This is a genomic window from Paracoccus sp. N5, assembly GCF_000371965.1.
Lineage (GTDB): Bacteria > Pseudomonadota > Alphaproteobacteria > Rhodobacterales > Rhodobacteraceae > Paracoccus.
Map to the genome: position 1 here is coordinate 1,559,254 of NZ_AQUO01000001.1, position 15,667 is coordinate 1,574,920.

Consider the following 15,667-nt stretch of genomic DNA (forward strand, 5'->3'; position numbering starts at 1 on the left):
GCAATTCAAACAAGCGTCATTGTCGCAACAGAGTCGCAGACTGTGGCGCTCACGCAATCTTGGGTTTGAAGCGGGGGCCGGGCTTTTGTATGGCTGGCGCAAAATATCTGGGACAGGACATCATGCTGAAATTCACGACCTTGGCGCTGGTTTCGGTGCTGGCGCTGACCGCTTGCCAGCGGGCGCCGCAGCAGCAGCTGGGCCCCGACGGGCAGCCGCTGCCGGTGGCCTACAAGATCACCCCGAAGGAAGAGGCGCAGATCCCCGCCCGGCTGGTCGGCCAGATCAACGCGCTACGCGCCAATTCCGGCGCCGCCGGGCTGGTGCAGAACCCGATGCTGGACGCCGCCGCCAAGGTGCATGCGCGCGACATGGCGGCGCAGAACCGGGCCTGGCATTTCGGCTCGGACGGCTCGTCGCCGCTGGACCGGGTGCGGCGCCAGGGCTATTCGGGCCATCTGGTGGGCGAGAACATCTCGGAGACTTACGAGAACGAAATCACCACCTTGAACGCCTGGATGCAGAACCGCGACACCCGCGACGTCATCATGGATCCGAAGGCGAGCGAGTTCGGCGCCGGCTGGTATCAGGAGCCCTCGGGCAAGATCTGGTGGGTGCTGATCACCGGCGGCGCGGGCGGCGGCATGGCGATGCCGATGGCGGGCGGCTATGCGCCGGCGCCGGTGGGCGTCAGCACGCTCTGACCACGGCAAAGCGATTCGGGCGCGCGGTGCCGGGGGACCGGCCGCGCGCCTTTTTCCATGTCCGCAACAGCGGCGTGCGCCGGTCGCGCAACGCGGCCATCATGCCCTTGATTTCGCCGGAAAACCGGGTGTGACAGGCGTACACCGCGCGTACACCGGCCGTGCAGCGCGCGTGCAGCCGGTTGCCTCCTGTGCCAAGATGGCCGGGGGAGGGGCGCGGCATGGAGGAATTCAACGGCGGCTGCCTGTGCGGCGCCTTGCGCGTCGTGGCGCGGGGCCGGCCGGACCGGGTCGCCATCTGTCATTGCCTGGATTGCCGCAAGCATCACGGCGCGCTGTTCTATGCCGCCGCGATCTTTCCGCGCGCGGCGGTGACGGTCACGGGCGAGGCGCGCGACTGGCGCGGGCGCTGCTTCTGTCCGACCTGCGGCTCGTCGGTCTTTGCCCGCAGCGGCGAGGAGATCGAGGTCCATCTGGGCGCGCTGGATGCGCCGGACCTGCTGGTGCCGGAGTATGAAGCCTGGACCATCCGCCGCGAAAGCTGGCTGCCGGCATTCCCGGTCGGGCGCTGCTATGCGCGGGATCGCGAGGATGGCAATGCGGCGCAGCGGTGATCGGATCGTTGCGAAGGAGGGTGCGGGTTGCGACATGGCGGGGCGCAGGCGCTGCGGAATCGCATGGACGGCAGCGCGGGGTGCGGCCTGGCTGATCCGGCCCAGGGCCGCCTGCCGCCCTGCACGCGGTCATCGGACGGCCGGCAGCCCGCCTGCAACGGGACGCGCGCCCGATGAAAAAGGCCCCGCGCGGGCGGGGCCGTGTCGGTCGCGTCAGGGATAGACGAAAATCGGCACGCCGGGTTGCAGCATGGCGAAGATCTCTTCGATCTCTTCATCCGTCACCGCGATGCAGCCGGCGGTCCAGTCGCGGCGCTGCTTCGAGAGCGCCCGCCCTTCGGGGCCGAGGCCGTGGATCATGATGTCGCCGCCGGGGCGCAGGCCCAGCATCGCCGCATGCGCCACGTCCTGCGCCGAAGGGTAGGAGATGCCCAGCGACAGGTGATAGCGGCTGGCCGGGTTCTTGCGGTCGATGAAATAGACGCCCTCGGGGGTCTTGCCGTCGCCCTCGAACACCTTGGCGCCGACGGGCTGGCTGCCCAGGCCGACGTCATAGCTTTTCAGCACCGTCCGGCCCGAGATCAGGTAAAGCTTGCGCTCGCCCTTCTTGACCACGACCTGGGTCACGGGCGGGCCGGAATAGGACTTGAACTTGCTGGGTGCGGGCTGGCTGCTGTCGCCGCCGCAACTTGCCAGAAGCGCGATGGATACCACCGCGATCAAGGCGCGTATTGCCTGAATCATCACTGCCCTCTGTGCGCGTTATGCGCCTCGTTTTGCTATGAAATACCACAGAGGTTAAAACTTCGCTAGCGTCGGCGGAATTCCGCCACGGTTTCGACATGCGGCGACCAGCGGAACTGGTCGATCACGAAAAGCCGGGAGATCGTCCAGCCGCCCTGCGCGAGAATCCGCGCATCCCTTGCGAAAGTCACCGGATCGCAGCTGACCCAGGCCAGTTTTGCCGCGCCGATGCGGGCGATTTCACGGGCTTGCGCCTCGGTGCCCGCACGCGGCGGGTCGATCACGATTGCGTCATAGCCCAGCTCGTCGGGCAGCAGCGGGCGGCGGGACAGGTCGCGGACCGCGGTCGTGATTCGACGCAGGCCGGGGGCGCGGCGGGCGGCGGCATCCAGCGCGGCGAGCGGCGCGGCGAGGCCCTCGACGGCATGGACCTCGGCGGTCTCGGCCAAGGGCAGGGTGAAGGTGCCGCAGCCGGCGAAGAGGTCGAGCAGGCGGCCGGCGCCGCGGGTGATGTCGCGCACGGCGGAAAGCAGCGCGGCCTCGCCCTCGGCCGTGGCCTGCAGGAAGCCGCCGGGCGGCGGGACCACCTGGGCGCGGCCCATGGCCAGGGCCGGCGGGCGGCGGGTGATCGGCTGGTCGTTCCAGGTCAGCCGCGCCAGGTCGCCGCGCTCGGCCAGTGCGGCGAGGGCCGAGAACAGCGCCGGGTCCATCGGCTTGCCGCCGCTGGCGGCGATGTCGAGGCCGGCGGGGGTCTCGGTCACGGTCAGCGCGAGTTCGCCCGCGCGCGAGGCGCCGGTCACGGTCAGTTCGCGCAAGAGCGGCAGGGCCGCAAGGATCGCCGGGCGCAGGACGGGACAATCGGCCAGGTCGACGATCACCTCGGAGGCGCGGGCATGGAAGCCGACCAGCGCGCCCTTTTTCGTGCGCCGGCCCGAGAGCACGGCGCGGCGGCGCGAGCGCGGTGGCGAGATATGCACGCCGGCGATGGGCGCGGCCAGCCCCTGGGCGCGCAGGGCCTCGGTGACGACGCCGACCTTCCAGGCCTTCACGAAAGCATCCGAGCCGTGCATCAGCGTGCAGCCGCCGCAGGCGCGGTAATGCGGGCAGGCCGCGCGCACCCGGTCGGGCGAGGGCGTCAGGATGCGCGGGGCGGCGATGCGGCCGTCCTGGGCCTCGCCCTCGACGGTCTCGCCGGGCAGGGTCAGGGCGGCAAGCGCCCGCGCCTCGCCCGAGATGGCGACGCCGTCGCCCTTGCGGCCCAGCCGCGCGATGTCCCAGATCACTCGGCAGCCTCCGCCGGATCGTCGTCGGTGCCGAGGAAGCCGCCGGACTGGCGGTTCCAGTAGCGGGCATAGGTGCCGCCGCGGGCCAGCAGTTCGGCATGGCTGCCCTGTTCGACGATGCGCCCGGCCTCGAGCACCACGATGCGGTCGAGTTCGGCGATGGTCGAGAGGCGGTGCGCGATGGCGAGCACGGTCTTGCCCTGCATGGCGCGCGAGAGCGCCTCTTGCACCTGGGCCTCGACCTCGCTGTCCAATGCGCTGGTCGCCTCGTCCAGGACCAGGATCGGGGCGTTCTTCAAGAGCGCGCGGGCGAGGGCGATGCGCTGGCGCTGGCCGCCCGAGAGCTTGACGCCGCGTTCGCCCAGATGCGCCTCATAGCCCTTGCGGCCCATGTGGTCCTGAAGCGACAGGATGAAGTCATGCGCCTCGGCGGCGCGGGCGGCGGCGATGATCTCGTCCTCGGTGGCGTCGGGGCGGCCATAGAGGATGTTGTCGCGGGCCGAGCGGTTGAACATCGCGGTTTCCTGCGTGACCATGGCGATGTTGCGGCGCAGGCTTTCCTGGGTCACGTCGCGCAGGTCGTGGCCGTCGACGCGGACGGCGCCCTGTTCGACGTCGTAGAGCCGCAAGAGCAGCGAGACCATGGTGGACTTGCCCGCGCCCGAGGCGCCGACCACGCCCAGCTTCTCGCCCGGGGCGATGTGCAGGTCGAGGTCGCGGATGCCGCCGCTGCCCGTGTCGCGGCCATAGGCGAAGCTGACATGGTCATAGTCGATGCGGCCCGCCACCCGGCCCAAGCCCATGGCGCCGGGCTTGTCGGTCAGGGCATGGGGCGGCGACAGGGTCTTCATGCCGTCCTCGACCTCGCCGATGGAACCCCAGACGCCCATCAGCGCCATGCTGACCCAGCCGGTCATCTGCGCCAGCCGCATCGAGATGGCGCCGGCGGCGGCGATGTCGCCGGCCGTCGCCAGCCCGTCGCGCCACAGAAGCAGCGTGCCGCCGATCAGCACCACCGGCAGGGCGCCGGCAACGAACATCAGCGAGAAGCGGAACCATGTGCTGACCCGGCCGAAGTCCAGCGCGCGCTCGCGAAAGCCCGCCATGGCGCCGAGGGCGACGTTTTCCTCATGCTCGGCATGGGCGAAGAGCTTGACGGTCTTGATGTTGGTGATGGTATCGACGACCTGCCCGGTGACCAGCGCCCGGGCCGAGGCGCGGCTGGCCGAGCGGCTGCGGATGCGCGGCAGGAAAAAGCGGATCAGCAGGACATAGCTCGCGAGCCAGACCAGCATCGCCAGCGCACCCCAGCCGTCCACCGAGACGAGGAAGGCGGCCGAGCCCAGGATCGAGGCCAGCGCGAAGGCCACCACGTTGCCGAATTCCGAGGCGACGTCGGTCACGGCGCGGGCGGTCTGGGTCTGCTTCTGGGCGATGCGGCCGGCGAAGTCGTTGTCGAAGAAGGTCACCGAATGGCCCATGGTCCAGCGGTGCAGCCGCGACAGCACCAGCGGGAACAGGTTCGGGCCAATGATGACGGACGAGCTGGCGGTCGAGAGCCCGAAGATCGCCGGCCGCACCACCAGGAAGAAGATCACGAAGCCCGCGATCAGCGCGCCCTTGTCCGCGAGCAGGCTGTCGGGCGTGGTCGTGGTCACCGCGTCGATCACCCAGCCCAGCATCACCGCCGAGACGATGTCGGCGATGCCGCTGAGCGCCGAGGCGACGGCCGCGATCACCAGCCCCGGCCAGGCGCCCGACAGGCACCAGCGGAAGAAGGCGAGCAGCGTGCGCGGCGGCGGGCCCTCGGCCGGGCGGAAGGCGTCGATCAGGCGGGCGAAAAGATTGTGCATCAGCGGTCCTGTTCCAGGGCGATGCGGCGCAGCGCGTCGCGGCCCAGGGCGAAATCGTGGTCGATCCAGGCCGTCTCGGCCCGTTTCAGGGCGGCGCCCAGCGCCGGGCCCGACAGATCGGGCATCAGGTCGCGGGCGGCCAGCGGGAATTGCGCCTGGTCGCCCTTCGCCACGGCATGGCACCAGCCGAAGGGCGGCGGTGCGCCGCGGGCGGCGCGGATCAGCACCGATTGCGCGGCGGCGCGGCGGCCGAGGCGATAGGCGGCCTCGGCGGCGGGCAGCGCCAGTGCCTGGGCGATGCGGTCCTGTTCGCGCGCCTCGTCGCGCGACAGGCGCAGGGCGGCGGCGGGGTCGTCGGCCGCCAGCAGCGCCAGCCGGCGCGGCCAGCAGGGCAGGGCGCCGGTGCCGAAATCATGCTCGGCCGCGACCAGCTCGGCCATGTCGCCGGCATCGGCGCCGGGCAGGACCAGGGGCAGCACGCCCGCCTCGGCCATCAGCGCCAGCGCGCGCGACGGGTCGGGCGCGTCCAGAAGCTTGCGCATCTCGTGCCCGATGCGTTCGCGGGAAATCCCGCGCAAGCCCCCGCGCAGCGCGGCGCAGGCGGCAAGCGCGTGCAAATCGGCCTCGCGGCCATAGCGGGCGAGGAAGCGATAGAAGCGCAGGATGCGCAGGTAATCCTCGCGGATGCGGGTCTCGGCATCGCCGACGAAGCGCAGCCGGCGCCGGGCCAGGTCGGGCAGGCCGCCGACCGGGTCCAGCACCGCGCCCTCGGCGGTGGCATAGAGCGCGTTCATGGTGAAGTCGCGGCGCTGCGCGTCATCCTCGATCCGGTCGGAAAAGGCGACCACGGCGCGGCGGCCGAAGGTTTCCACGTCGCGGCGGAAGGTCGTGACCTCATAGCCGCGCCCTTCGGCGACGATGGTGACGGTGCCATGCTCGATGCCGGTCGGGACGGCGCGCAGCCCGGCGGCCTCGGCCAGGCGGATCACCTGCTCGGGCCGGGCCGAGGTGGCGAGGTCGATGTCGGCGACCGGCTCGCCCAGAAGCGCGTTTCGGACGGCGCCGCCGACCACCAGCGCCTGCGCGCCGTCGGCCGAGAGCGCGGCCATGACGGCGATGAGCGCCGGGTCGTCGAGGAAGGGCGCGGTGATGCGGGTCATGGGACGAGCCTTCGGGCCAGGGAATGCAGCACGCGGGCGGTGGCGCCCCAGATGTAATAGGGCCCCCAGGGGGCGACGTAATAGTCGCGCCGGGCGCCGCGCCAGATCCGGCCCTCGACATGGTAATGCGCCGGGTTCGCGACATGGGCGAAGGGCACGGTGAAGACCTCCTCGACCTCGCCCAGTTCGGGGACCGGGGTGAAGGGGCCATGGACCAAGGCCAGCACCGGGGTCATGGCGTAATTGGTCACGGTGCGATGCGGCGGCATGGTGCCCAGCACCTCGACCTGCGCGGGGTCGAGGCCCACCTCCTCATGCGCCTCGCGCAGGGCGGCGGCGGTTTCGTCGGCGTCGGTCGGATCGACCTTGCCGCCGGGCAGCGCGATCTGGCCGGGGTGGTGGCGCAGTCCCGAGGCGCGCTTGGTCAGGATCAGCCGGCCGGTTTCGGCGTCGAAGGCGGCGAGCACGCCGGCCGGGCGCAGCGGCGCCTCGCCCGGCGGCGCGGCGCCGAAGTCGTAGTCGGACGAAGGCCCCGTCGTTCCCGACAGGGCCCGCAGCAGCTGCTGGCGGATGCTGCTCAATGCGCGGCCCGGTTTTCTGGAGCCCGGTTTTCTGGGGCGCGGCTTTTCGGCGGCAGCGGCTGGCCTTCGGCATCGACCGTCGCCTCGAAGCCGAGGCTTTTCGGGTCGAATTCGTAATGCGCGCCGCAGAACTGGCAATCGGCGGTGACGATGCCGTCCTCGTTCGTCATGTGGCCGATGTCCTTCTGCGAATAGATCGACAGCGTGCCGCGCACCCGGTCGGCGTTGCAGGAGCAGCCGAAGACCAGGTGCTGCGGCGCGAAGGAGGTCGGCTCTTCTTCGTGGAACAGCCGGAAGACCAGGTTCGGCAGCGGCAGCGCGGCATCGACCAGCTCGATCGCCTCGACCGTGGCCATCAGCATGGTCGAGCGGGTCCAGTCCTCGGATTGCGCGCCTTGCAGGATGTCGGCGGATTCCAGCGCCTCGCCCTGCGGCGCGGCGTGGCTGGCGGCGGGCAGGGTCTGCAGCATGACGCCGCCGGCGCGCCAATGCTCGCCCGCGGTGCCGGGCAGGCGGGCGCGGCCCACGGTCAGCTCGAACCGGGTCGGCAGTTGCTCGGACTGTTCGAAATAGGTCTGGGCGCAGGCGGCGAGCGCGCCGCCCGAAAGCGGCGTCAGGCCCTGGTAGGGCGTCGTGCCCTCGCCCTGGTCGATGAGCACGGCGAAATAGCCCTGGCCGAGCTGGTCGAAGCCCGGCGCGTCCGGGTTCAGCCGCTCGGCGTCGAAGCTGGCCCAGGCGCGCATGCGGGCGGGGGCGCCTTCGGATTCCGGGGCGTAATAATCGGTGGCGAGCGTGCGGATGGCGCCGTTGCCGCGCACCTGCAGCGAGAGTTTCCAGCGCAGCTTGATGGTCTGGCCGATCAGCGCGGTCAGCGTGGTCAGTTCGGCCAGCATGGCGCTGACCGCGACCGGATAGTCGTGGCGCGACAGGATATGTTCCAGCGTGGCGCCGAGCCGCGCGACGCGGCCGCGCATGCCGGAGCGTTCGAGCTGGAAGGGCAGCACGCTGTCGTCCCAGGAGATTTCCTTCGTTTCGGTCATCCTATGTCCTTCGGAATGCGGATGCGCGGGGCCGAGGGCGGCGGCGCGCTTTGGCCTTCAATATAGGCCCTGCGCGCGAAAGCCCAAGGGGGCGCTGCCCCCGCCGCGCGTGCCGCGCGGCCCCCCCGGGATATTTCGACAAGAAAGAAAGCCGGCGTTTCGCGCGTGTTGACGGCTGGCGGGTTGTGGCGGTAACCGGGGCGGGCGTTTGCAGGAGCCCGCCATGACATTCGACCGCAAGATCAAGATCGCGCCCTCCATCCTGTCGGCGGATTTCGCCGATTTCGGCCGCGAGATCCGCGCCATCGAGGCGCAAGGCGCCGATTGGGTGCATGTCGATGTCATGGACGGGCATTTCGTGCCGAACCTGACCTTCGGCCCGCCGGCCGTGAAGGCGTTCCGGCCGCATGTGGCCAGCTTCATGGACGTGCATCTGATGATCGCGCCGGTCGATCCCTTTATCGAGGCCTATGCCGAGGCCGGCGCCGACATGATCACCGCCCATGTCGAGGCCGGGCCGCATCCGCATCGCACCCTGCAGGCGATCCGGGCCACCGGCAGGAAGGCCGGGATCGCGCTGAACCCCGGCACGCCGGCCGAGGCGGTCGAGTATCTGCTGGACCTGTGCGACATGGTGCTGGTGATGACGGTGAACCCCGGCTTCGGCGGGCAGAAGTTCATCCATTCGCAGACGGCCAAGATCGCGCGGCTGCGCGCCATGATCGGCGACCGGCCGATCCATATCCAGGTCGATGGCGGCGTCGATCCGGTCACCGCGCCCTTGGTCGCGGCGGCGGGGGCGGATGTGCTGGTGGCGGGTTCGGCCGTGTTCAAGGGCGGCTCGGTCGCGGAGCCCGCGCCCTATGGCGCCAATATCCGCGCCATCCGCGAGGCGGCCGAGGCTGCCCGGCGTTGATCTGGCGCGGCGCCTCGGCCCTGGCAGGCGCCGCGCTGGGGCTGGCGGCGCCGCTGGCGGGGGCGGATTGGCGCGAGCGGCTGGCGCTGGCCGGGCCCAGGGTCGCGCCCGGCGGCATCTGGCTGCATGCGGCGAGCGTCGGTGAGCTGACTTCGGCCCGGGTGCTGGCCGAGGCGCTGGCGCGCGACTTTCCCCTGGTGGTGACCACGAACAGCCTGACCGGGCGCGACCTGGCGCGGCGGCTGGGTTATCCCTGCGCGCTGGCGCCGCTGGACGTGCCGCAGGCGGTGGCGCGCTTTCTGGACCGGGTGCGGCCCAGCGTCATGGTGACGGTCGAGAACGAGCTTTGGCCGAACCGCTCTGCCCTGGCTGCCGCGCAGGGCATGGCGCAGGTCGTGGTGGGGGCGCGCCTGTCCGAAGGCTCGGCCGCGCGTTGGGCGCGTCTGCCGGGGCTGATCGGGCCGATGCTGCGCCGGATCGACGCGCTTTCGGCGCAGGACGGCGCCAGCGAGGCGCGGCTGCTGGCCTTGGGGCTGCGGCCGGAGGCGCTGGCCGGGCGGCTGAGCCTGAAGCTCTTGGCGCCGGCGCAGACCCGGCCGGGGCCGGAGCCGGCGGATCGCGGGCTGGTGGTGCTGGCGGCCTCGACCCATGCGGGCGAGGAGGCGCTGGTGCTGGACGCCTGGGCCGCCGCGCGCGCCACGGTGCCGGGGCTGCGGCTGATCCTGGCGCCGCGCCACCCTGAGCGGGGCGATGCCGTGGCCGCGCTGATCGCGGCGCGCGGTCTGGGCTTTGCCCGGCGCAGCGCGGGCGGAACGGCGGCGGCGGAGCTCTTGCTGGCCGATACGCTGGGCGAGATGGCGGGCTGGTATGCGGCGGCCGGGATCTGCATCACCGGCGGTTCCTTCGTCGATCACGGCGGCCATACGCCCTGGGAGCCGGCGGCCTGGCGCTGCGCCATCCTGCATGGCCCGCATGTGGCGAACCAGGCCGAGGCCTATGCCGCGCTGGACGGCGCGGGCGCGGCGCTGGGCTGCGACGCGGCCGCGCTGCCCGGCGTGCTGGCGGAACTGGCCGGCGACGCGGCCCGCCGGCGCGGCATGGGCGATGCGGCACGGGCGCTTCTGCTGGCGCGGGCGGGAGATCCGGCGCCGCTGCTGGCGCGGATCCGGCATCTTGCGCAAAGCCGCCGGCATCCTGATATGTGACAGGGAAAGGACAAGCGATGATCCGATATGCCCTGCGCTGCGACCAAGGCCATGACTTCGACGGCTGGTTCCGCAATTCCGACGCCTTCGACAGCCTGCTGAAGGCGGGCCAGGTTGCCTGCACGCAATGCGGATCGGTGGCGGTCGAGAAGGCGGTGATGGCGCCGCGTGTCGCCAAGGGCGAGGACGCGGCTCCGCTGAGCGCGCCCCGCGATCCGCGCGAGGCGGCGCTGGAGGCGATGCGCCGCCATGTCGAGGCGCATTCCGATTACGTCGGCATGTCCTTTGCCGCCGAGGCCCGCGCCATCCACGAGGGCCAGGCGCCCGAGCGCGCCATCCATGGCGAGGCGAAGCTCGAGGATGCCAGGAAGCTCATCGAGGACGGCATTCCGGTGGCGCCGCTGCCCTTCCGCCCGCGCCAGCGGGTGAACTGACCGTCAGGGCGCGCCGAGATAATCGCGCAGCGCCACGGCATTGTTGTGGTCGCGGTCATGGGCGGCATAAAGCAGCACCACCGGGCCCTGCGCGATGATCCGGCGCAGTTCCTCGACCGGGGCGGGGTTGGCGTCGAGCTCGGCCGCGTAGCGCCGGCGGAATTCGGGCCATTTCTGCGGATCGTGGCCGAACCAGTGCCGCAGCGCATCCGAGGGCGCGATCTCGCGCAGCCACAGCGCCTCGCCCAGTGTCTGGTGGCTGAGGCCGCGCGGCCAGAGCCGGTCGACGAGGATGCGGCGCCCCTCGTCCGGGGCGGGCGGGTCATAGGCGCGGCGCAGCGAAATCCTTGCCATGGCTGGTCCTTTCAGCAGGCCAATCCCGAGCCGGCGGTTCCGGTTCCCGGCGCGTTGACAGGGTTCGGGAATATGTCCAAGACTTGCCGCGCCAACAACGGGAGGTTTGCATGAAGAAGGTCTATGCGGACGCGGGTGCCGCTCTGGACGGCCTGCTGCGGGACGGGATGCTGATCGCGGCCGGGGGTTTCGGGCTTTGCGGCATTCCCGAGCTGCTGATCGAGGCGATCCTGAAGGCGGGCACGAAGGACCTGACCATCGCCTCCAACAATTGCGGCGTCGATGGCTTCGGGCTGGGCAAGCTGCTGGATTCGCGGCAGATCCGCAAGATGATCTCCTCCTATGTCGGCGAGAACGCCGAGTTCATGCGGCAATACCTGTCCGGCGAGCTGGAGTTGGAGTTCAACCCGCAGGGCACGCTGGCCGAGCGCATGCGCGCCGGCGGCGCCGGCATCCCGGGCTTCTACACCAAGACCGGCGTCGGCACGGTGATCGCCGAGGGCAAGGACCACAAGGATTTCGACGGCGAGACCTATATCCTGGAACGCGGCATCGTCGCGGACCTGGCCATCGTCAAGGGCTGGAAGGCCGACGAGTCGGGCAACGTGATCTTTCGCAAGACCGCGCGCAACTTCAACGTGCCGGCGGCGAAATGCGGCCGCGTCTGCGTCTGCGAGGTCGAGGAGATCGTGCCGACCGGCAGCCTCGATGCCGACGCCATCCACCTGCCGGGCATCTATGTCCACCGCCTGATCCAAGGGCAGCATGAGAAGCGCATCGAGCAGCGCACGACCCGTTCGCGCGTCTCCGACACGACCCGGAAGAAGGAGACCGTCTGATGGCCGCCGAAACCAAGGGCTGGGACCGCAACCGGATGGCGGCGCGGGCCGCGCAGGAGCTGCAGGACGGCTGGTATGTGAACCTGGGCATCGGCATCCCGACGCTGGTGGCGAACTATATCCCCGAGGGGGTGCATGTGACGCTGCAATCGGAAAACGGCATGCTCGGGATCGGCCCCTTCCCCTATGAGGGCGAGGAGGACCCGGACCTGATCAATGCCGGCAAGCAGACGGTGACCGAGCTGCCGCAGACCGCCTATTTCGACAGTTCCGAGAGCTTCGCCATGATCCGCGGCGGCAAGATCGCCATGGCGATCCTGGGCGCGATGGAGGTGGCCGAGAACGGCGACCTGGCGAACTGGATGATCCCGGGCAAGCTGGTCAAGGGCATGGGCGGGGCGATGGACCTGGTCGCCGGGGTGAAGCGGGTGGTGGTGGTGATGGACCATACCTCGAAACATGGCGAATCGAAGGTGCTGAAGGCCTGCACGCTGCCCCTGACCGGGCAGAAGGTGGTCAATCGCATCATCACCAACCTGGGTGTGCTGGACGTGGTGGAGGGCGGGCTGAAGATCGTCGAGCTGGCCGATGGCGTCAGCGAGGCCGAGCTGCGCGCCGCGACCGAGGCGGCGATCGTCGGCTGAGCTTTCAGGGGGGGGCTGTCTGCCCCCTCTTGCGGCTGACGCCGCAATTCACCCCCGAGGATATTTGGGCAAGAAAGAATGATGCAGGCGGAGGAGATCGCGGGACTGTTCACCCGCGACGGGCAGTATCTTTGCGCGAGGTGGGGGCGGCCGGTGGCGCCGGTGATCTTCGGCCTGGCGGATGAGAGCCTGGCGGTGTTCCGGGCCGCCACGGCGGCGGTGCTGGCCCATGCCGGCCATCCCCTGGCCGAGACCGATCCCGAGATGGGCGCCAATATGCTGAGCTTCCTGGTCCGCGATTGGGACGAGCTGGAGGGCGTGCCGGATTTCGACCGGCTGGTCGGGCAGCCCGGCCTGGCGGCGCGGCTGAAGGCGCAGCAGGCGGACCAGTACCGGGTGTTCCGCTTTGACGGCGACGGCGGGATCCGGGCCTGCATCACCTTGGTCGCCATGGGCGGTGCCTTGGCCGAGGCGCATCCGGGGCAATTGGCCGAGGCGCTGGCGGTGCGCTCGATGCTGACATTCGCGCGGGAGGTGCAGCCCTCGGCCGCGCTGGCGCGGGTGATCCGCGCCGCCTATGATCCGGCGCTGCCGGTGGTGGCGCGGGACGCCTCGCATGCGCTGCGGCTGGCGGCGCGGGCGTCCCTGGCCTGATTACGCGGATTTTTTCGCGGTTTTCTTCGCGGCGGGCTTCTTGGCGGCGGCCTTCCCGGCCGGGGCCTTTTCGGCCTTGGCGGCGGTCTTCCGGGCCGGTTTCCTGGCCTTGCCGGCCTTTTCCGTGATCAGTTCCAGCGCCCGTTCCAAGGTGACGGCACCCGGCTCCAGGTCGCGCGGCAGGGTGGCGTTGACCTTGCCCCATTTGACATAGGGGCCATAGCGGCCGGCCATGACCTGCACCGGGCCGCCCTCGGGGTGTTCGCCCAGTTCGGCCAGCGGTGCGGCGGCGGCGGCGCGGCCGCGGGTGACCTTCTGGGCCAGCACCTCGACGGCGCGGTTCATGCCGATGGTGAAGACCTCGTCCACCTCCGGCAGGTTCGCGTATTTGCTGCCGTGCTTCACATAGGGGCCGTAGCGGCCGATGCCGGCCTCGACCGGGACGCCGTCCTCGGGGTGCGGGCCGATCTCGCGCGGCAGGGCCAGCAGGGCCAGGGCCTTTTCCAGATCGACCGCGGCCAGGTCCCAGCCCTTGGGGATCGAGGCGCGCGGCGGCTTCGGCTGCTCGGCCGTGGCCTCGCCGCGCTGGACATAGGGGCCGAAGCGGCCGTTCTTCAGGCTGATCTCGTCGCCCTTGTCGCTGCCGAGCACGGTGTCGCCCACCACCTCGGCATCGGGGCTGCTGATCGGGCGGGTAAAGCGGCACTCGGGGTAATTGGTGCAGCCGATGAAGGCGCCGCCCGAGCGCGCGGTCTTCAGATGCAGCCGGCCCTTGTGGCACAGCGGGCATTCGCGCGGGTCGCCGCCATCGGCGCGCGGCGGGTAGAGATGCGGCGCCAGCGCGTCGTCGATCGCCTCGAGCACCTCGGTGATGCGCAGCTCGCTGGTGCCCTCCAGCGCGGCGGTGAAATCCCGCCAGAAGCGGCGCAGCACCTCGCGATAGGCCAGGTCGCCGGCGCTGATGTCGTCGAGCTCGCCTTCGAGATGCGCGGTGAAGTCATAGCTGACATAGCGCGGGAAGTATTTCAGCAGGAAGATGGTGACCAGCCGGCCCTTGTCCTCGGGGATCAGGCGGTTCTGTTCCTTGCGGACATAGTCGCGGTCCTGGATCGTGGTGACGATGCTGGCATAGGTCGAGGGCCGGCCGATGCCCAGCTCCTCCATGCGCTTGACCAGCGTCGCCTCGGTATAGCGCGGGGGGGCCTGGGTGAAATGCTGCTCGGGCGTGACCGCGCGCTTTTCGGCCGCCTCGCCTTCCTGGATCAGCGGCAGGCGGCGGCCGTCCTCGTCGTCCTCGTCGTCGCGGCCCTGGTCATAGACGCGCAGGAAGCCGTCGAACAGCATCACCTGGCCATTGGCGCGCAGGCCGACCTGGCCATCCGGCGATGCGATCTCGACCGTGGTGCGCTCCATCCGCGCCGATTCCATCTGGCTGGCGATGGTGCGCTTCCAGATCAGGTCGTAGAGCGCCTTCTGGTCCTTGTCCGCGACCGGCAGCTTGTCGGGCGACAGGCCCATGTCGGTGGGACGAATGCACTCATGCGCTTCCTGGGCGTTCTTGGCCTTGTTCTTGTACATGCGCGGGGATTTCGGCAGGTATTCCGCGCCGAAACGGGCCTTGATGGCGTCGCGGGCGGCCATGACCGCCTCGGGCGCCATGTCGATGCCGTCGGTCCGCATATAGGTGATGTGGCCCGCCTCATAGAGCCGCTGCGCCGCCGACATGCAGGCCCGCGCGCCCAGGCCCAGCTTGCGGCTGGCCTCCTGTTGCAGGGTCGAGGTCATGAAGGGCGGCCAGGGATTGCGGCTGGCGGGCTTGGCCGAGACGCTGGCGACGCCAAGGTCGCGCGAGGCGATCGCGGCGACGGCCAGCCTGGCGGCCTCCTCGTCGGCGATGTCGAAGCGCTCCAGCTTCTTGCCGCCGAAGACGGTCATGGTGGCGTCGAATTCGTCGCCGCGCGGGGTCGCCAGGCGGGCATGGACCGACCAGTATTCGCGGGCCTTGAAGGCCTCGATCTCCATCTCGCGGTCGACGATGATGCGCAGGGCGACCGACTGCACCCGGCCCGCCGACTTGGCGCCCGGCAGCTTGCGCCACAGGACCGGCGACAGGTTGAAGCCGACCAGGTAGTCCAGCGCGCGCCGCGCCAGATAGGCATCGACCAGCGGCTGGTCGATCTGGCGCGGATTGGCCATGGCCTCGGTCACGGCATTCCTGGTGATGGCGTTGAAGGTGACGCGGCTGACCTCGGCGCCCTTCTTCAGCGCCGGCGCCAGGGTTTCCAGCAGGTGCCAGGAGATCGCCTCGCCCTCGCGGTCGGGGTCGGTGGCGAGGATCAGGTTCGGGTCGCTCGCCAGGGCATCCTTGATCGCCTTGACATGCTTGCGCGAGTCCGCCGCAACCTCCCATTTCATGGCGAAATCGGCATCGGGATCGACGCTGCCATCCTTGGGCGGCAGATCGCGGACATGGCCGAAGGACGCCAGAACCGTATAGTCGTCGCCCAGGTATTTATTGATCGTCTTGGCCTTGGCCGGGGATTCAACGACGACGACAGGCATGAAAATTCCTTCGCATGATTCGGCGCCGGAACATGGGCACAGCCCGGCGGACTGTCAACGCCGGGCTTCTTTCTTGTCCA

General features: G+C 70.3%; 16 protein-coding genes. 8 read left to right on the top strand and 8 right to left on the bottom strand.

Features of this window, described 5'->3' with window-relative positions; all coding sequences use genetic code 11:
* The first annotated feature begins 122 nt into the window (after positions 1-122).
* Positions 123-704, top strand: a complete 582-nt coding sequence (locus PARN5_RS0107855) for a CAP domain-containing protein (RefSeq protein WP_036744794.1) — start codon at positions 123-125, stop codon at positions 702-704.
* 221 nt (positions 705-925) lie between these two features.
* The gene (locus PARN5_RS0107865) at positions 926-1,318 is read left to right on the top strand and encodes a GFA family protein (protein ID WP_017999227.1); all 393 of its coding nucleotides are present in this window, start codon (positions 926-928) and stop codon (positions 1,316-1,318) included.
* A gap of 213 nt (positions 1,319-1,531) precedes the next feature.
* Here the strand turns inward: PARN5_RS0107865 and PARN5_RS0107870 are convergent, their stop codons facing one another.
* From PARN5_RS0107870 to PARN5_RS0107895, 6 genes are all read right to left on the bottom strand, one after another.
* Complete coding sequence (locus PARN5_RS0107870; RefSeq protein WP_026155269.1) at positions 1,532-2,062, bottom strand: L,D-transpeptidase family protein; 531 nt, start codon at positions 2,060-2,062, stop codon at positions 1,532-1,534.
* A gap of 65 nt (positions 2,063-2,127) precedes the next feature.
* A complete protein-coding gene (locus tag PARN5_RS0107875; protein WP_017999229.1) occupies positions 2,128-3,345 on the bottom strand; it encodes a class I SAM-dependent RNA methyltransferase in 1,218 nt (405 codons plus the stop codon).
* On the bottom strand, positions 3,342-5,198 hold the full coding sequence (locus PARN5_RS0107880) for an ABC transporter ATP-binding protein (RefSeq protein WP_017999230.1): 1,857 nt from the start codon (positions 5,196-5,198) through the stop codon (positions 3,342-3,344). The genes PARN5_RS0107875 and PARN5_RS0107880 overlap by 4 nt, the downstream gene beginning before the upstream one ends.
* Positions 5,198-6,358 carry a CCA tRNA nucleotidyltransferase gene (locus PARN5_RS0107885; RefSeq protein ID WP_017999231.1) on the bottom strand — a complete coding sequence of 387 codons (1,161 nt, stop codon included), beginning with the start codon at positions 6,356-6,358 and terminating at the stop codon, positions 5,198-5,200. Before PARN5_RS0107885 ends, PARN5_RS0107880 begins: the two co-directional genes overlap by 1 nt.
* The gene (locus PARN5_RS0107890; protein WP_017999232.1) at positions 6,355-6,939 is read right to left on the bottom strand and encodes a CoA pyrophosphatase; all 585 of its coding nucleotides are present in this window, start codon (positions 6,937-6,939) and stop codon (positions 6,355-6,357) included. The genes PARN5_RS0107885 and PARN5_RS0107890 overlap by 4 nt, the downstream gene beginning before the upstream one ends.
* On the bottom strand, positions 6,936-7,979 hold the full coding sequence (locus tag PARN5_RS0107895; RefSeq protein WP_017999233.1) for an Hsp33 family molecular chaperone HslO: 1,044 nt from the start codon (positions 7,977-7,979) through the stop codon (positions 6,936-6,938). The genes PARN5_RS0107890 and PARN5_RS0107895 overlap by 4 nt, the downstream gene beginning before the upstream one ends.
* 223 nt (positions 7,980-8,202) lie before the next feature.
* On the opposite strand from PARN5_RS0107895, the gene rpe reads away from it, so the two are divergent.
* Genes rpe through PARN5_RS0107910 form a run of 3 tightly spaced genes read left to right on the top strand, consistent with a single transcriptional unit; the run spans position 8,203 to position 10,534 of the window.
* Positions 8,203-8,895, top strand: a complete 693-nt coding sequence (gene rpe / locus PARN5_RS0107900) for a ribulose-phosphate 3-epimerase (protein WP_017999234.1) — start codon at positions 8,203-8,205, stop codon at positions 8,893-8,895.
* Entirely contained in the window at positions 8,892-10,100 is a 1,209-nt protein-coding gene (locus PARN5_RS0107905) for a glycosyltransferase N-terminal domain-containing protein (RefSeq protein ID WP_017999235.1), read from the top strand. Before rpe ends, PARN5_RS0107905 begins: the two co-directional genes overlap by 4 nt.
* 17 nt (positions 10,101-10,117) lie before the next feature.
* Positions 10,118-10,534, top strand: a complete 417-nt coding sequence (locus PARN5_RS0107910) for a DUF1178 family protein (protein WP_017999236.1) — start codon at positions 10,118-10,120, stop codon at positions 10,532-10,534.
* A gap of 3 nt (positions 10,535-10,537) precedes the next feature.
* Here the strand turns inward: PARN5_RS0107910 and PARN5_RS0107915 are convergent, their stop codons facing one another.
* Positions 10,538-10,888 (bottom strand): DUF488 domain-containing protein, encoded by a 351-nt coding sequence (locus PARN5_RS0107915; RefSeq protein WP_017999237.1) that lies wholly within the window; start codon positions 10,886-10,888, stop codon positions 10,538-10,540.
* Between the two features lie 110 nt (positions 10,889-10,998).
* Between PARN5_RS0107915 and PARN5_RS0107920 the strand changes: the two genes are divergently transcribed.
* The 3 genes from PARN5_RS0107920 (at position 10,999) to PARN5_RS0107930 (ending at position 13,025) form a co-directional block, all read left to right on the top strand.
* Complete coding sequence (locus PARN5_RS0107920; protein WP_017999238.1) at positions 10,999-11,727, top strand: CoA transferase subunit A; 729 nt, start codon at positions 10,999-11,001, stop codon at positions 11,725-11,727.
* A complete protein-coding gene (locus PARN5_RS0107925) occupies positions 11,727-12,371 on the top strand; it encodes a 3-oxoacid CoA-transferase subunit B (RefSeq protein ID WP_017999239.1) in 645 nt (214 codons plus the stop codon). The genes PARN5_RS0107920 and PARN5_RS0107925 overlap by 1 nt, the downstream gene beginning before the upstream one ends.
* A 78-nt stretch (positions 12,372-12,449) precedes the next feature.
* Positions 12,450-13,025 carry a hypothetical protein gene (locus PARN5_RS0107930; protein WP_017999240.1) on the top strand — a complete coding sequence of 192 codons (576 nt, stop codon included), beginning with the start codon at positions 12,450-12,452 and terminating at the stop codon, positions 13,023-13,025.
* Here PARN5_RS0107930 and topA read toward each other — a convergent pair whose 3' ends face one another.
* Entirely contained in the window at positions 13,026-15,587 is a 2,562-nt protein-coding gene (topA, locus tag PARN5_RS0107935; RefSeq protein ID WP_017999241.1) for a type I DNA topoisomerase, read from the bottom strand. It abuts the gene before it with no gap.
* Between the last annotated feature and the right edge of the window lie 80 nt (positions 15,588-15,667).

Excerpts from the sequence above, each read along its gene's own strand:
- PARN5_RS0107855 (WP_036744794.1), top strand. The coding sequence starts at position 123 with ATGCTGAAATTCACGACCTTGGCGCTGGTTTCGGTGCTGGCGCTGACC.
- PARN5_RS0107865 (WP_017999227.1), top strand. The coding sequence starts at position 926 with ATGGAGGAATTCAACGGCGGCTGCCTGTGCGGCGCCTTGCGCGTCGTG.
- PARN5_RS0107870 (WP_026155269.1), bottom strand. The coding sequence starts at position 2,062 with ATGATTCAGGCAATACGCGCCTTGATCGCGGTGGTATCCATCGCGCTT.
- PARN5_RS0107880 (WP_017999230.1), bottom strand. The coding sequence starts at position 5,198 with ATGCACAATCTTTTCGCCCGCCTGATCGACGCCTTCCGCCCGGCCGAG.
- PARN5_RS0107885 (WP_017999231.1), bottom strand. The coding sequence starts at position 6,358 with ATGACCCGCATCACCGCGCCCTTCCTCGACGACCCGGCGCTCATCGCC.
- PARN5_RS0107895 (WP_017999233.1), bottom strand. The coding sequence starts at position 7,979 with ATGACCGAAACGAAGGAAATCTCCTGGGACGACAGCGTGCTGCCCTTC.
- rpe (WP_017999234.1), top strand. The coding sequence starts at position 8,203 with ATGACATTCGACCGCAAGATCAAGATCGCGCCCTCCATCCTGTCGGCG.
- PARN5_RS0107910 (WP_017999236.1), top strand. The coding sequence starts at position 10,118 with ATGATCCGATATGCCCTGCGCTGCGACCAAGGCCATGACTTCGACGGC.
- PARN5_RS0107915 (WP_017999237.1), bottom strand. The coding sequence starts at position 10,888 with ATGGCAAGGATTTCGCTGCGCCGCGCCTATGACCCGCCCGCCCCGGAC.
- PARN5_RS0107920 (WP_017999238.1), top strand. The coding sequence starts at position 10,999 with ATGAAGAAGGTCTATGCGGACGCGGGTGCCGCTCTGGACGGCCTGCTG.
- PARN5_RS0107925 (WP_017999239.1), top strand. The coding sequence starts at position 11,727 with ATGGCCGCCGAAACCAAGGGCTGGGACCGCAACCGGATGGCGGCGCGG.
- PARN5_RS0107930 (WP_017999240.1), top strand. The coding sequence starts at position 12,450 with ATGATGCAGGCGGAGGAGATCGCGGGACTGTTCACCCGCGACGGGCAG.
- topA (WP_017999241.1), bottom strand. The coding sequence starts at position 15,587 with ATGCCTGTCGTCGTCGTTGAATCCCCGGCCAAGGCCAAGACGATCAAT.